The sequence below is a fragment of the Clostridium sp. LIBA-8841 genome (assembly GCF_034439435.1).
Classification (GTDB): Bacteria; Bacillota; Clostridia; order Clostridiales; family Clostridiaceae; genus Sarcina.
Window position 1 is genome coordinate 56,949 of record NZ_JAPCKJ010000001.1, and the last position, 16,060, is coordinate 73,008.

A 16,060-nucleotide genomic window follows, 5' to 3' on the forward strand; every position below is an offset into this window, starting at 1 on the left:
CATAGAATTATAAAATCACATGAAAGACTCTTCTATTTTCTTTGAAAGTTCAAATTTACTAAATTCCCTATTCCCTAATATATTAACAACAATATCTTTGTCTGGATATATTGCAGACATAAAGGTAACACCAGGATCTGAACCTGTCAAATAATATTTATATATACCACCTTCTCTCTTTATAATCCAAATACCATACCCATAATAAACATCATAATTTACATATACATGAGGAGTTAACAGCTTCTTTGTTATATCTTCATTTAAAATTTCAAAGTTAATTAACCCTCTCCATAACTTGTCCATATCCTCTTCTGTTACAAAAACTCCACCATCACCGCCACCTACAACAGGTAGGGAATATATATTGCTCTTTAATTGTCCATTTTTTGTTTCTTCATATCCATAAGCACAATTTTCAGGAAGCATATCCATAGCAAAGTATCCTGAATCTTTCATATTTAAAACATCAAATATATTTGCTTGTACAAAATCCTTAAAACCTTGGTCACTCACTTTTTCAACTATTAAAGATAAAATAACAAAACCAGAATTATTATAAGAAAATTTATCTCCTGGTTTGAATTTCATTTTTCCTTTTTTTAAAAGAGGTAGAAAATCCTTTGGTTCTCTTAAAAGATACATTGGTATATCTCTCCAAAGTTCGCTAAAATCGTTCATTTCATCCTCATCAAAGTAATCAGGAATCCCTGAAGTATGTGTTAAAAGTTGTTCTATTGTTATAGAATCATCATAATTTTGAAAATCAATATAATTTTTTATTAAAGAATCAAATTTAAGTTTTCCTTCTTCAACTAACTTACATATAGCTATAGCAGTAAATATTTTTGCTCCTGAAGCAACTCCAAATCTTGTTTCTAGATTATTTTCTCTCTTATTGGGAATATCTGCATATCCACATGTTTTACTAAATATCAATCCATCTTTATCTCTTAAAGTAAGCACTCCCGAAAAGTTTTTTATTTCTTTAATACTATCATTTATTTTATCATAAACGCTCATTTTATCACTCCTCTAATAGTTTCATTCCCATAAAAATCTTCTAAATATATTTTTATTTGTATATCTCTATTTCATTATACCTTTTTCTAGAATTTCCCTATTTAGGTATAATTATAACACTTAAATTTATTTTTAAGATAAATTTAAATTCAAGTCATATATTAATACTATCTTTTAATGGTAAAATATAAATATTAATTAAAAGGAGAAATAGTAATGAGAAATGATTATATATTAGATTTAGCTGAATCCTTAGGAAAAAAATTAGGAAAACTTGTTCATGATGCAAAAGAAGATTCAGAGCCAATTGCAATAGAAAACTTAACAGATAAAGATATATTAACTCTAAACTTAAAAAAGATGATTTCAAAAGGTGAGTATAATGAAGCTGAAAATTTATTATTTTCTTACTTAAATACTAAAAACACTTATAATTTAGAAGATCTTATTATTGTAGCAAATTGGTTTTATAATGAACTTTCTCTTAAAAGTGATGAGAATTTAAACCTTCATAATTTTAGTAGGGCTGAAATTTATCAAGGTCTTGAAGACTTTAAAAATCTTATAGTATAAGTTCATTTTATTAATTTATTTTTGTAACTATTTCTTTTTATTTAAGACATTATTACGTAACTTATAAATGCTAAATTAATATTATTATTTATATAATAGTTTTAACTCCTTATACCCTTAAGTTTACGTATATAAATTATCCAGTATTAAAGATTTTAATACTGGATAATTTAATTTTATGATTTATTTAAAGAATTTAAAATCAAATATTTTTATACCACTTTAAATTTTTTTGATAATTTATAGTTATTAATTAATATAACAAAAGAGATGAAGGTTAAAAACTTCATCTCTTTATTTGATACCAGTAAGATTTATTATCTTCCTGACAATAGATAGGCTTATTATTTTTTATATTTAAGAAATTATTTTAAAAGTAATTTTGCTTTTTATTTTGTTTATTTGTTTTTATCTTGTTTAATTAGTTTAATTTTGTTTACACTTAATTTTGCTTTTTAATTTAGAATATTTATTTATATTTTATCTTTGAATTTAGAATACTTGTAATTCTTTTTATTAATTTTTATATTTTTTGTTCAATTTATCATAGTAATTTTTCATTTGGTTAAACTTGTTTATTTTTTGTATTTTTTCTTTAGAATAAATTGTTTATATTTGATTTTTAATTTATATTAATTTTTTTTATTTGACATTTATGTTAGCTTTATATTCACGCTCTTTCCAGTTAAGTCTTGTAGCAACCTTAGCTTCTTTGTTTAACTGAACTCCATCTAGCATGATTTCTTTAAACTTATTATATCCTGCCATGTCCATTAAGTGGCCACCATGAAGGTATCTTGGTGAGCCTTGCAGAACATGTTTAGAGAATTTTTCCCAGTTCTTTATTACTTCATACAATACTTCTTCTGTAATATAATCTAAGAATACTTCTCCAAGTCTAGGAGTCTTTTTACTTGTTCTTCCTCCTATTAAAACTCTATAATAAGTTTCTTTTGAACGAGTAAAGGCTCTTGTTGGACATGCTTCTACACACTCTCCACATCCTATACAAAGTTCTTCATTTCTTATTACTTTTCCATTCACTTCTTGAATAGCTGAAGTTGAATGAGCTGCACAGGCTCTTGCACATGCTCCACATCCTACGCATCTATCATAATCATACTCTGGAATAGTAACTCCTATTATTCCAAAATCTGTCATATGAGCTTTTATGCAATCATTTGGACATCCAGCTATACATATTTTAATATGATAATTACTTGGAAATATTATTTTTTCTAAGTTTCTTGCTAAATAAGGTGTTTTTGCATTAGCTTTTATACAATGATCTGCTCCAACACAAGCAGATATATTTCTTGCTCCTAAAGTTGGATAACCATAATCATCAACCTCTAAGTCAACATTACAAAGTTCATTTTCAACTTCTTCTATGTATCCTCTAGCTAATTTATTTACTGCCTCTATGTTGTCATATTTTATTCCTGGAATATTAAATGTTTGTCTAGTTCCAAAGTGGAAACTTCCATTACCATATTTCTCTGCTATTTCTTGAACTAGACTTAAATGTTTAGCACTTATTGTACCCCCAGGAACTCTCATTTGAAACATGAATTCTCCTGGAACCTTTGATTCACGGAAACAATTGGTACGTAATTTATCTATATCAATATCTCTATTCATAGCTATACTCTTCTCCCTTTAATATTATCTTCCTAATTCTTCATAAATCTTATCTAATTCATCACTTAATTTATTTACTGTTGTTGCAAAGTTTATATATCTTGGACATATATCTGTACATCTTCCACAACCTACACATATTTGCTCTTTAGAAACATCAAGCTTTGGTCTATAGAATTTATCTAAAACTCTTTGCCTTATTCTTGTAGGAACTATTTCACTCATACTCTTATTTTTTAAAGCAGAAGATTTAACTAACTGACATCCATTCCAAGTTCTTCTCACTTCCTTTAATTTAGAATTATCTGAATGAGTAACTTCCTTAGTAATCATACAAGAACAAGTTATACAGCTCATATTACAGCTACCACAGCCTATACAACGATTTTTATAAGTGTTCCATAAGTCTAATTCTTTAACTTTATCTAATACAACCTTGTCCCATATTTCTATTTCTGGTCTTCTAACCTTTATTTCATTTTCCTTTGCAAATTCCATTTCAAAGTTTTCTTCCTTTGAATTTTCAAAGTATTTATTGAAATCATCATCCTTAACCTTTATAGAAATTTCTCCATCTTCATGGAACTTAACTCCTAAAGAATAGTCATCTGATTGATTAGTACCCATTGAAACACAAAAACATGTATCAAAAGATTTTGGACATCCCATAAGCATAAACTTAACTTTATCTCTTCTATTTCTATAGAAAGAATCATGCTTTAAGGAATTATCTATTCTCTTTATTCCATGTAAGTCACAAGAACGTAAAATTATTAATATGTCCTTTTCCTCTTCTAAATCATCTGTTTTTAAAGATTTACCTTCAAATTGAAGTGATAATGTATGATTTATTGGAATTAATAATTCCTTAGGTGAATATTGTGATTTCTCTTTATACACAACATCACTAAAAGAATTTATCTCTCCATATCTAATATTATTTGTATAACTATGTCTTCCTTCCCCTTCAAAACTTACTGGGGCATATATTTTATATTGTTTTTTTAATTCATTTATTAATTCATTGCTTTCGCTTTTTGATAATCTGTAATCCATAAAAAATCCTCCATATTATTTTTTGTATTTAAGATGAAATAACTCATGTGCTTTTCCTTTAGTTGGTTCACCTATAAATGAATCATACATTTTTAATACAGAGTTATTTTTGTGAGATTTTCTCTTTGGTAAATTCTTATCTTGGTTATATAAAACAGAAGCTCTAAGCTCTTTAATATTAAATAACTCTCTATTTTTAGAAATTACAAATGGTTGTCCACCACCATTTACACAGCCACCAGGACAAGCCATAACTTCTATGAAATGATAATTTCCTTTTTCCATCATTCCACTTTCTATAAAGTTAAATAAGTTTTTACCACCATGAATAACAGCAATCTTATACTCATTGTTTCCTATCTTTATAGTAGTTTCTTTTATTCCTTCTAGTCCTCTTACTTCTTTGTAGTCAATATCTTCTAAAGATACACCCTCTAAGATATCTGTAGCAGTTCTTAAAGCAGCTTCCATAACACCACCAGTGGCACCAAATAATGTACCTGCTCCAGTATATTCTCCCATAGCTGGATCTGCATCTTCATCTTCTAAGTTAAGGAAATCTATATTATTATTTTTGATTAGCTCAGCAAGTTCCCTAGTTGTAAGTACTGCATCTACATTTTTTATATCATCATTCCACATTTCATCTCTATCTGCTTCAAATTTCTTAGCAGTACAAGGCATTACTGAAACTGTAAATACTTTTGAAGGATCTATTCCTTCTACATATGGATAATATGTTTTACTTGCAGCACCAAAAATCTGTTGTGGAGATTTAGCAGAAGATAAATTATTTAATAGATCTGGGTAATAATTTTCTACTAATCTAATCCAGCCTGGACAACAAGAAGTAAACATTGGGAAAGGACCACCATTTTGTATTCTTCCAATAAGCTCTATTCCTTCTTCTAAAATAGTAACATCTGCTGCAAAGTTTACATCAAATATCTTTGTAAAGCCTAATTTTCTTAAAGCAGCATATAATTTTCCTGTTACATCAGTACCATAGTCCATTCCAAAGGCTTCTCCAATAGCTGTTCTTACAGAAGGTGCTATACCTATAACTACATGCTTATCTTTCTCTTTAAGAGCATCTAACACTCTATCCATATGAGATTTCTCACTTAAGGCTCCAACTGGACAAGCAACTACACATTGACCACATAATAAGCATTTAGTTTCATCAAAACAAGCTAAATTTTCTGGCCCTACACAAGTTTTACCCTCTTCATTTCTAAATCCCATGATTTCTGTTCCACTATTTTCTCTGCATGCAGCCACACATCTTCCACATTTTATACACTTACTTCTATCAATAACGATAGATTTACTTCTATTATCTATGTACTTTTCATCATCAAAAACAAAATTTTCTGTTTTCTTTCCATTAACTTTTTTTATAAGTGCTAATAATTCACAATCTTTAAGCCTTTTACAAGTTCCACATTTAAAATTATGGTCATTAAGTATTTGAGAAACTCTTTCTTTTACAGCCTTTTGAACTCTTTCATTGGCTGTATTAATTATGTCTCCCTCTTTTACTTTATAAGAGCAAGCTCTTACTAAATCTTTTTCTGAACTTACTTCAACAAGACAAACACCACAATTCCCCATATTATTGCAATCTTTTAGAAAACATAGAGTAGGTATATCTATATTTTCTCTTTTTGCTAAGCTTAATATGGTTTCTTCATTTTTAGCAATAACTTCTTTTCCATTTATAATTACACGGCACATAATATCTCCTCTAAAACAATTTATTTAAATCAACTATTTTATGGTAGCACCATTAGAATATAATGTTAAATATCTATATCCTTTAAATCATATAAGTAATTACTTATATATAATTTTAAACTTTTGGTTAACACATATTAATTAACATTTAAGATGAATTTTAATTCACAAATATTCCATCATTTATTAACAATTATAATTATGGTATAATAACACTGGAAAATTTTAAAGAAAATAGGAGATGATTTTTAATGGCTGTAGCAATAGTTCAGCAACAGCAGCAAGCAAATGACAAGATTAATATTGATTTATCTAACTCTAAAGTTGCTGTAGTAAAAAGCAAAGAAGAAAGTAATCAACCTGAAAAAAAGGAATTAAATAATAAAGAAGATATTAAAACTGAAAATAAAGTACAGTCTAAAGATGAAGAAAATCAGAATAAATCTAAAGCACCACAAAAAGAACAAACTAAGTCTGAAGAAAAACAGAATAAAAATCAAGGAAAAAGTAATGCTGAAATTAAAGAAGAGGTAAAAAAACAAAAACCTGTTATGGAAGAAATTCAGTTACCTGTTCCAAAACAATCAAGATATGCTTCTTTTGCAGTTTCACCTTATGACTTAAATGACTTTGCATCAGATGTTAATAAAAGATTATATGAATATGAAAAAGTTAAAAGTAATCAATCTGATGCTATGAATGAAGCTATCCGCTTACATAATGGTGACCCTAGTAATACTTGCGTTTTCTTCCAATCTGCTTGTTTAAGAGCAATAGGAATTCCCGTTCCAAATAATATTGGATATACCTCAGTTCTTTGGAATTGGTTAGAAGATAATAATTGGGAGATGCATAGAGATTTTTCAAACATCCAAAAGGGAGATATTATCTTTGCAAGTGAATATCATACTATGTGTTTCATGGGATGGAAAGATAAAGCAAATGGAATAGCTTATGTAATGGGAAATCAAGCCTATACTCAAGGAGATTCTTATTCAAATCGTAATTTAAATGGACAAACTCCTTCTAAAGAAAATGGATGGAATAATCAATATAGAGCTACAAGATATTATAAATATAAAGGAACTCCTGTAAAAGGTAATGGAAATTCTGATATTACTGACACAAGCACTACACCTTCAAACCCTTCTATCTCACAAGATCATAAATATACTGTAGAAGCTTTTAAAGGTACTGTAACAGCTAAGCAAGATGTTTATATTAATGAAAAACCATTCCCTACTACTGAAGGAATAAAGGCTATAGGACTTGCTCATGGAGGAGATACTTTCACTGTAACTGGTAAAGCCTCAAATGGCTGGTATGAGGTTCTTTATAATGGTCAAAAAGCTTACATAAGTAATAAATATACTAACTATATTGAAGCAAAAGAAGATTCATCTAATAAACCAGTTAAACCAACTACTCCAACTACTCCTAATAAGCCAGATGACTCTAAAAAACCAGTTAATCCAAGTGAACCTTCTAAGTCTACTGATGAGTCTAAAGACACTGAAAAGCCTGTTACTCCAGAAAAACCAAACAAACCAGTTGAGCCAACAAAACCTACTGACTCTACTGATGAAAATAAAACACAGGATTCAAATAAACCTGTTAAACCTACTAAGCCAGTAGAACCAACAAAGCCTGAGAAACCTGTAGAACCAAGTAAACCTGCTGAGGCAACCGTGAAAACAGCTTTCATAAAAGCTAATGGTGGTTTATGGCTACACTCTAACAAAGATTCTTATACATCTTCTAGATTGGCTTTAATGAGTAATGGAACAAAGGTTGAGGTTTTAGATGAAAGTGGTTCTTGGTTTAAAGTTAAATATAATGGAAATACAGGTTGGTGTTCAAAGGATTATTTAACTGACATAACTTCTACTAAGGTTCCAAGTGCAGAACCTTCAGAACCTACTAAACCAGTAGCTCCTAATAAACCTGATAATACAGTTGTAAAAACAGCTTCTATAAAAGCTAATGGTGGTTTATGGTTACACTCTACTAAGGATTCGTATATCTCTTCTAGAATAAATATTATGGATAAAGGTGCAAAGGTCACGATTTTAGAAGAAAGCGGTTCTTGGTTTAAAGTTAATTACAATGGAAAAACAGGTTGGTGTTCAAGTGAATTCTTAACAGAACCAGTGCCAGTGGTTAAACCAACTGAGCCTACAAAGCCAGTAGAACCGGCTAAACCTGTTAAGCCTGTAGAACCAAGTAAACCTGCTGAGGTAACTGTGAAAACAGCACATATAAAAGCTAATGGTGGCTTATGGCTACATTCTAGTAAGGATTCTTATGCATCTTCTAGAATAACTATAATGAGCAATGGAGAAAAGGTTGAAATCTTAGATGAAAGCGGTTCTTGGTTTAAGGTTAACTATAATGGAAATATGGGATGGTGTTCAAGCCAATTTTTAACTAATCCAACAGTTACATCTAAAGGCTCAACAACTGATCATGCTGAGGAAAGTAAACCAATTCAGCCAACTACTCCAGTTGAACCAAGTAAACCTATTGAAACAACTGTAAAAACAGCTTACATAAAAGCTAATGGTGGACTATGGTTACACTCTAGTAAAGACTCATATGCTTCTTCTAGAATAACTATAATGAATAAAGGTTCAAAAGTAAGAATTTTAGATGAAAGTGGTTCTTGGTTTAAGGTTAACTACAATGGAAATATAGGATGGTGTTCAAGTGAGTTTTTAACCAACCCATCTTCTTCACAAGTTTCAACTAGCTCTACTAAGCCAAGTACAAAAACAGTTCATATACAAGCTAATGGTGGCTTATGGCTACATTCTAGCAAAGATACCTCTGCCTCATCTAGATTAACTAATATGTATAATGGAGCAAAAGTAACAGTTTTAGAAAAAGGTGATACTTGGTCTAAAGTTGATTACAATGGGAATATAGGATGGTGCTATAATAAATATATTATTTAATAAACTTTTCTATTATTTTAAATTAGTGTTGATTTTAGATAGAACTGTAGGAACATCTTAATGAGCATATAGAGTTTTATTATTTTGGAATAGATAATAGAAACTCTTTGCGAAATTAAGTAATTCTGAGGGACTATCTAAAATCAATATTTACCTAAAATATAGTCTTATATAAAAACTCCTTTTGTTAAAAAACTGGATTTAATCCTCGTTTTCTTCTAACAAAAGGAGTTTTTCATTTTCTCACTAAAGCTCATATTATTCTCTTTCAAAATAAGTATATTTCTAAAAATCATCTAAATATAATCTAATTTGAATATCCTCTATTTCATCAAAGTAATAATCAACACATTTCACCTTGGCTAATATACTTTTACCACCATCCATAAGTCTTGCAAAAACTTTATTGTTTCTTCTTGGTATGTACCCTATTTTCTTTTCTGAATTATATACTGCAATGGCATATTTATCATATTGATTCTCTGATTCTCTTTTTAATCTTAATTCTTCATTTTCTTCTAAATATAAATCGTTGTCTATGTAATACCTTATACCTGCAATGTTTAGTGTATAAAGATAGATTATATTAAAAAAAGGCATTAATTCTTTATCCTTATCTAAAATGTTCATAATACTTGCATTATTACTAATGATTGATAATTCATTTTCCTTACTCATACTTAATTATTAGTGCTTTAACTATTCACTAACCCCTCTCCTTCTCTAAGATATTTTTTATCTTAGTATTTAAAAATTCTATTTTCTCTTTTAACTCTTTAATTTCTAAATTCAGTTCTTTCTTTTTATCATTTATAAAATCAATATCATTAAGCTCCACAATATCAAAAGGAAATTCATTCTTCATTCTATCAATAAATTTTCTTAAATCTTTTATTTTTTGAGATATATCTTTTATTCTTTCATCTATTCCTTTTATATGTATATCATCATTTACGTGTAACTCATTTAAAACTATATCCTTTAAAGCCTCTAAAGTTAATAAATCATTACTCTCATATGCTAATAAAGTTTTTTCCCACAAAAGCCTTTTCTCAGCATCTAACTCTCCCACCATGTCTGGATGAAGCCTTTTTGCTAATTGACGGAATATATTTTTAATTTCTGCAAGCTCCTCTTTAGTAACTGTAGGACTTTCCATTAATTCTTTAGAAAAGGCCATTTTATACTTGAAACTTTTAAGTTCCTTATAGTACTCCTTAAGCTCTTCATCTATTTTTTTATTTATCTCTTTCTCATCAATCTCTTGATCCTTGTTTATATAGTTCATCATTAAAGTAAGCCTATACTTTAAACTTCTAAACTCAATGTTTAATTCAACCTTTCTTTTTAAAAGTCCACCAAAATAACTTAAGTATTTAGCTTCAATAGCAACTTTTTCTTTACTTATAAGCTCCTCTTTTCTCTCAAATAGTTCTATGTACTCTCTATTTAAGTTTTCCAAAAGCTTTTTCTTTTCTCTTACATTCTCTAAATCTATTAATTCTCTTTTGTGTTCTTCATTACTCAAACTCAATCACCTCTCATAATTAAAAATTTATCTCTTTATACAAATTATAACATTCTAAATTTTTTATGTAATTAATAAAAAATAGAGTACCTATAAAAAGTACTCTATTAATCCAAAACCTATATATCCATAGAATTTAAAAGTTCCTTTAAAGCTTTTAACTCATCTAAGTCCAAAGTAATTCCCTTCCCCATCTTGCTATGATCTTCAGACCAATCTCTTATATCATATTTAGCTTCTCTTCCATTCCAACTTATTAGGTTTAATTCCTTATTCTATCCTTTTTTAGACTCAGATATAACTCCAAGCTCTTTTTCTATATCATACTTTATATCAGCCATTATATATCCCTCCTATCTATGATTTAAGTCTATTATAACCTAAAATAAATTTTTTCTGTCACTCCTGTCATAACTTAAACCTTAGTAATATCAATGTTTATAAGTAATGACAGACTTTTATAAGCATATCATCAGATTAAAAAGTAAATATTAATTTTTCTTCTGTACTCTTCATCTTATAAATTTTTTTGCTAGTTTTATAATTTCACTTATAACCTCCGCATCGGTTAAGGCTTGATTTCTCTACTTTCCAAGGATTTTTTAAGCTTTTCTGAGAACTTTTCATACTTAATTTTTTTTGATATAATAGGTCTGTATTACGTACGTAAGGAGGTTAAAAATGGAGAATAATTTCTTTTATACATTCCCAGCACTTAAAGGAATTCAGGCATCTAGAGAATTCTTCGTAATTATGTGTCCTTTATCTGTATTATCAAAGTTATTCATCTTTAATGATGATGAACTACCTCCAGAATATCGTGCACAAAGATTATTAAATAAATCTAGAATACCTGAAATAACATCCTATATGGTTGATAATCCTAAGGACTATGTGTTTTCATCAGTTACTGCATCAATTGATGGCGACTTTAATTTTGAGCCTTTTGATAAGGCTTTAAACGAAAATATGGGTACATTAAAAGTCGCTATGGATAGCAGATTATTAATCAACGACGGACAACATAGAAGAGCTGCTATTGAAGATGCTTTAAAAGTATCACCTGAACTTGGAAATGAAACTATATCTGTAGTTTTGTTTATAGATGAAGGACTTAATAGAAGCCAACAAATATTTGCTGATTTAAACAAACATGCAGTTAATGTTTCAAAATCAATCGGCATTTTATATGATTCTAGAGATCCAATTGCCTTAATAACAAAATCACTTATTGAACAAAATAGTTTTCTTAAATACTTCACAGATAGAGAAAAACCATCTTTATCTAAATATTCAAATAAACTATTTACATTAAGTAGTATAAATGAAACAAACAAAAAATTGCTTTGTAAACTTAATCCTGATGATGAGTCTACTCAAAAATTTGTATATGAATTTTGGAATTGCTTATGTACAAATATGAAAGAATGGCAATTTGTTTTTAATAAAGAACTAAGTGCAAGTAATTTTAGAGGCTCATATGTTAGTTCTAATGCTGTTGTACTAGAAGCTTTAGGAATAGTAGGAAATTGTCTTTTTAGAAAGAATAAATCTAAGTGGAAAGACTATTTAGTTAACATAAAAAATATAGATTGGAATAGATCAAACCTCTCTGACTGGGGTAATCGTGCCATTGGAAACAACGGACGTATAGTAAAAAATTCTAATTATGTTAAATTAACTACTAACATGATAAAAATAAAATTAGGTATTGAGCTTAATTCAGATGAGTTAATATTAGAAAATTCGTATAGAAAGCAGAAGGAAAATAAAAATGAGTAGCTTAAATATAAATGACAAAGTTAACAATATACTAGAAGAAATGACTCGTGTATATAAAAATGACTCAAGGCCCTGGGTTATAGGCTATAGTGGTGGAAAAGATAGTACTACTGTAGTTTTATTAGCATTTAAAATGCTTCAAAATTTACCAAAGGAAGAAAGACATAAACCTGTTTATGTAATTTCATCAGATACATTGATTGAAAACCCTATAGTATTATCTTACTTACAGCAAAACTCACAATATATAAATGAAGGTGCTCAGAATCTAGGTTTACCTTTATATACTGATATGATACATCCAGATTATAATAATACATTTTGGGCTAATGTAATTGGTAAGGGTCTTCCAACCCCTACTTCTATTAGATTTAGATGGTGTACCGAACGTTTAAAGATAAAGCCTTCCAATAAATTCATTGAAGATAAAGTAAAAGAAAATGGTGAAGTTGTTGTATTACTTGGTGTTAGAAAATCTGAAAGTATAGCAAGAGGAATTAGAATTAAAAATAGAGAAATTGACGGTTATTTATTGACACCTCATGTAACTCTACAAAATACTTATGTGTATAACCCTATTGTTGAGCTTACAACAGATGATGTTTGGGCTATTCTACTTTCAAATAATGGTGAAACACCATGGGGAACTAATAATAATGATCTATTTGCCCTTTATATGGGTGGTGAAGGTGGAGAGTGTCCTTTCACCGTAACAAATGATTCAGAGACACCCTCTTGTGGAAACTCAAGATTTGGATGCTGGATCTGTACTGTTGTTAAAGAAGATAAATCATTAACTGGATTTATTGAAAGTGGTGAAACTGAACTTCAACCACTACTTGACTTCAGAAGTTGGCTATTAAGCATACGTGATAAACATGAATACAGACAACAATATAGAAGAGACGGGAACCATTATTATAAAAAACTTTACTTAGAAAAAATGCCTTTATTAAATGACTATATCATTGATAAAAATCATTTGTTTTTTGATAAAGAAAATAATGAAGGATATATAGATTTAGTCAGATCAAAAGAAACTGATAAACTTTCAAATAAAAAATCAACAGATAAAGATAAAATATTTCTTGAGTTAATTCCAACAATTGAATCTGGTGAAGATATTAAATTAGATAGTAGCAAAATTCAATCTGATTCAAAAGGTGAATTTATAAATGTTGTTGGATATGGTCCTTTTAATTTTAAAGCTAGAAAACTTATTCTTGAAAAATTACTTGAAACTCAAGCTAAAATACAAGAAGCTTATGACCTTGATTTAATTACAATACAAGAGTTAGAAGCAATAGATAAAATTTGGGATGACGAAGAAGATTTAACTCGTAGAAGCTTAGTTGATATTTATTACAATAAAACTGGTAATAGGCTTCCTTGGGATGATTATAAAAAGCCTATTTTTGATAGTTCCACATTAGAACAAATATCTACTCTATGTGTAGAATCGGATATCCCAGAAGATTTAATTAATAAATTACTTATAGAAAGTAATAAGTATAAACACTTTACCAATAAAACTGTACTGGATAAATCTATAAGTAAATTATTAAACCAAAAACACTTACACAAAAGTTTAGTTGAGGAGATAGACAATGATAATTAATAATATAACACTTAAAAACTTTAGATCATATGAAGATGAAACTACCTTCTCATTTACTCCAACTGGTAATAAAAACATAGTTTTAATTGGTGGTGAAAATGGAGCTGGTAAATCTACTCTATTTGAAGCAATTAAACTTTGTATATACGGTCCTACAACTTATGGTTATCTTGGTAATAACTATAATTATCAAACTAAAATAAAAAATAATATTAATGATAATGCATTTAAAAATGAAGATATAGAATCATTTATAGGCTTAAGCCTTTCATTTAAAGAAGGAACAGAATTAAAAGATTATTATCTTAAACGTATATGGAAATATAAAAAACATAAATTAAATGAAGAATTCAAAGTATTTTTAAATGATAAAGAACTTTCTGAAGATGATAAACTTTATTTTGATAAGTATTTAAAATCAGTATTACCGCCTTCACTATTCGACTTTTTCTTTTTCGATGGTGAAGAATTAAGCGATTTCTTTGTTGGTAAATCATCAAGTTCAAACTTAAAAGAAGCTGTACTTGAACTTTTCAACTATGATACATTTGATGTATTGAAAAAACAATTACTTTCTTATCAAAGAAGTCATTCTAAATCAAATAAAAATTTAGATGAAGCTCAAGCTAAGTATGATGAAATTTCATCAGAAATATATGAGTTAAAAAATGATATAAAAGAACTTGAAAATACTATTTTAAATAATGAAACTATTCTTGATGATTTATATATAAAAAAGCAAAATGCTGATGATAACTTTAGAAATAGTGGTGGAATCTTTGAAGAAGAACGATCATTATTGAATTCAGAGATTAATAAACTTGAATCAGAACGTTCAGAAATAAATCAACAAATTAAAGATTTTTGTAATGATACTCTACCATTTTTAATAGTACCTAGACTATTAAACCAGACTAAGAAACAAATTGAAGATGAAGATTCACTACTTTCTTTTAATAGTATAAGTAAAAAGTTATCTGGTAATATTATAGAATCAACATTAAACAAACATTTACCTAAACATAATAGTATTAATTATGATGAAATAGCTATAACTCTTTTAAAAGAAATGTTTGAAATAGAAAAAATGAAGGATATATCTAATATATTAGAACTTTCAAATGAAGATAAAAATTCAATTAACTTCACAATAAATAACATATTAAGTAAAAGCAAAGACTTAAAATTAGATATATTATCAAAATTTACTAGACTTAAAGAAATCTCAATAAGTATGAAAGTTTTAAGAGAGAAACTTAATTCAACGGTTTCTGGTGAGTTCTTAAATAGTTATTTAGAATCAACTGCTATTTTAAATAAACAAATAAGTGAAACTGAAAATATAATTACTTCTTCAAGAGCTAAACTTGAAGAAAAAAATAATCAATTGTCTTTAAAAGATTATCATTTAACAAGAGCAAAAAATGAACTCACTTCACTACTTCAAAATAATAATGTTTTAGAAATGTCAACTAGTATTATTAGCTATTTAGATAAACTTCTTAAAAATATTACTAGAGATAAGATTGATTCTATAGAAAATGAGTTTATTAATATATTTAGTAGCATTATAAGAAAAGACAACTATGTAAATAGCATTGTAATTGATGATTCATTTAATTCTACTCTTTACATAAATAAAGAGTACGATACAAATGAAATATTAAATATATTAACTAATCTTGGTTTTGAAGGAACTGAAAAGAAATATGGTTCTAAGTTCATAGATGATTTATTTAAATATTTTAATGTACTTGATTATAAGAATTTAACTAAAAAACTTGAACAAATAGCCTTAGTTGAATATATTTCTTTAAGTTCAAAAGTTAATATAAATGACTTCTCAAAAGGAGAAAAACAAATTTATATACTTTGTCTAATTTGGGCTATTATAAAGAGTTCTGGTGTTGAAATACCATTTATAATTGATACACCGTATGCTCGTATAGATGAAACGCATAGAAATGCTTTAACAACAACTTACTTACCTAATATAAGTAAACAAGTAATTATACTTTCAACTAATAAAGAAATAGACAACGAATTATATCAAGTTGTTAAACCTTATGTATGTAATGAATATCTGCTTCTTTACAATACAGATTTAAGAAAAACAGAAGTTAAAAATGGATATTTTGAGGTGTAATT

11 protein-coding genes and 1 pseudogene are annotated in these 16,060 nt (G+C 27.9%); 5 read left to right on the forward strand and 7 right to left on the reverse strand.

From position 1 onward, the window contains the following. Nucleotides 1-15: 15 nt before the first annotated feature. Nucleotides 16-1,023: a serine hydrolase gene (locus OIF33_RS00205; RefSeq protein WP_322502208.1), complete on the reverse strand. Its 1,008-nt coding sequence runs from the start codon at nt 1,021-1,023 to the stop codon at nt 16-18. Nucleotides 1,024-1,239: 216 nt separating this feature from the next. On the opposite strand from OIF33_RS00205, the gene OIF33_RS00210 reads away from it, so the two are divergent. After that, nucleotides 1,240-1,596: a DUF6483 family protein gene (locus OIF33_RS00210; RefSeq protein WP_322502209.1), complete on the forward strand. Its 357-nt coding sequence runs from the start codon at nt 1,240-1,242 to the stop codon at nt 1,594-1,596. Between the two features lie 642 nt (nt 1,597-2,238). On the opposite strand, the gene asrC is transcribed toward OIF33_RS00210, so the two are convergent. Genes asrC through OIF33_RS00225 form a run of 3 tightly spaced genes read right to left on the reverse strand, consistent with a single transcriptional unit; the run spans nt 2,239 to nt 6,030 of the window. After that, a complete protein-coding gene (gene asrC, locus OIF33_RS00215) occupies nt 2,239-3,237 on the reverse strand; it encodes a sulfite reductase subunit C (RefSeq protein WP_322502210.1) in 999 nt (332 codons plus the stop codon). A 24-nt stretch (nt 3,238-3,261) separates the two neighbouring features. Then, the gene (locus tag OIF33_RS00220) at nt 3,262-4,293 is read right to left on the reverse strand and encodes a 4Fe-4S dicluster domain-containing protein (protein ID WP_322502211.1); all 1,032 of its coding nucleotides are present in this window, start codon (nt 4,291-4,293) and stop codon (nt 3,262-3,264) included. A gap of 15 nt (nt 4,294-4,308) precedes the next feature. After that, nucleotides 4,309-6,030, reverse strand: a complete 1,722-nt coding sequence (locus tag OIF33_RS00225) for a ferredoxin hydrogenase (protein ID WP_322502212.1) — start codon at nt 6,028-6,030, stop codon at nt 4,309-4,311. Nucleotides 6,031-6,281: 251 nt separating this feature from the next. Here OIF33_RS00225 and OIF33_RS00230 point away from each other — a divergent pair, with 251 nt between their 5' ends. Next, complete coding sequence (locus tag OIF33_RS00230) at nt 6,282-8,984, forward strand: SH3 domain-containing protein (protein ID WP_322502213.1); 2,703 nt, start codon at nt 6,282-6,284, stop codon at nt 8,982-8,984. Between the two features lie 285 nt (nt 8,985-9,269). On the opposite strand, the gene OIF33_RS00235 is transcribed toward OIF33_RS00230, so the two are convergent. From OIF33_RS00235 to OIF33_RS00245, 3 genes and pseudogenes are all read right to left on the reverse strand, one after another. Beyond that, nucleotides 9,270-9,662, reverse strand: coding sequence for an HIRAN domain-containing protein (locus OIF33_RS00235; RefSeq protein WP_322502214.1), 393 nt, complete (start codon nt 9,660-9,662; stop codon nt 9,270-9,272). A gap of 28 nt (nt 9,663-9,690) precedes the next feature. Beyond that, a complete protein-coding gene (locus tag OIF33_RS00240; RefSeq protein ID WP_322502215.1) occupies nt 9,691-10,512 on the reverse strand; it encodes a hypothetical protein in 822 nt (273 codons plus the stop codon). A gap of 119 nt (nt 10,513-10,631) precedes the next feature. Continuing rightward, nucleotides 10,632-10,853: pseudogene (locus tag OIF33_RS00245) on the reverse strand (YdbC family protein). 340 nt (nt 10,854-11,193) lie between these two features. Here OIF33_RS00245 and dndB point away from each other — a divergent pair. The 3 genes from dndB to dndD are packed head-to-tail and all read left to right on the forward strand — an operon-like array spanning nt 11,194 to nt 16,058. Next, nucleotides 11,194-12,294 carry a DNA sulfur modification protein DndB gene (gene dndB, locus OIF33_RS00250; protein ID WP_322502216.1) on the forward strand — a complete coding sequence of 367 codons (1,101 nt, stop codon included), beginning with the start codon at nt 11,194-11,196 and terminating at the stop codon, nt 12,292-12,294. Further along, nucleotides 12,287-13,912, forward strand: coding sequence for a DNA phosphorothioation system sulfurtransferase DndC (dndC, locus tag OIF33_RS00255; protein WP_322502217.1), 1,626 nt, complete (start codon nt 12,287-12,289; stop codon nt 13,910-13,912). Before dndB ends, dndC begins: the two co-directional genes overlap by 8 nt. Then, a complete protein-coding gene (dndD, locus tag OIF33_RS00260; RefSeq protein ID WP_322502218.1) occupies nt 13,902-16,058 on the forward strand; it encodes a DNA sulfur modification protein DndD in 2,157 nt (718 codons plus the stop codon). The genes dndC and dndD overlap by 11 nt, the downstream gene beginning before the upstream one ends. The last annotated feature ends 2 nt before the right edge of the window (nt 16,059-16,060 follow it).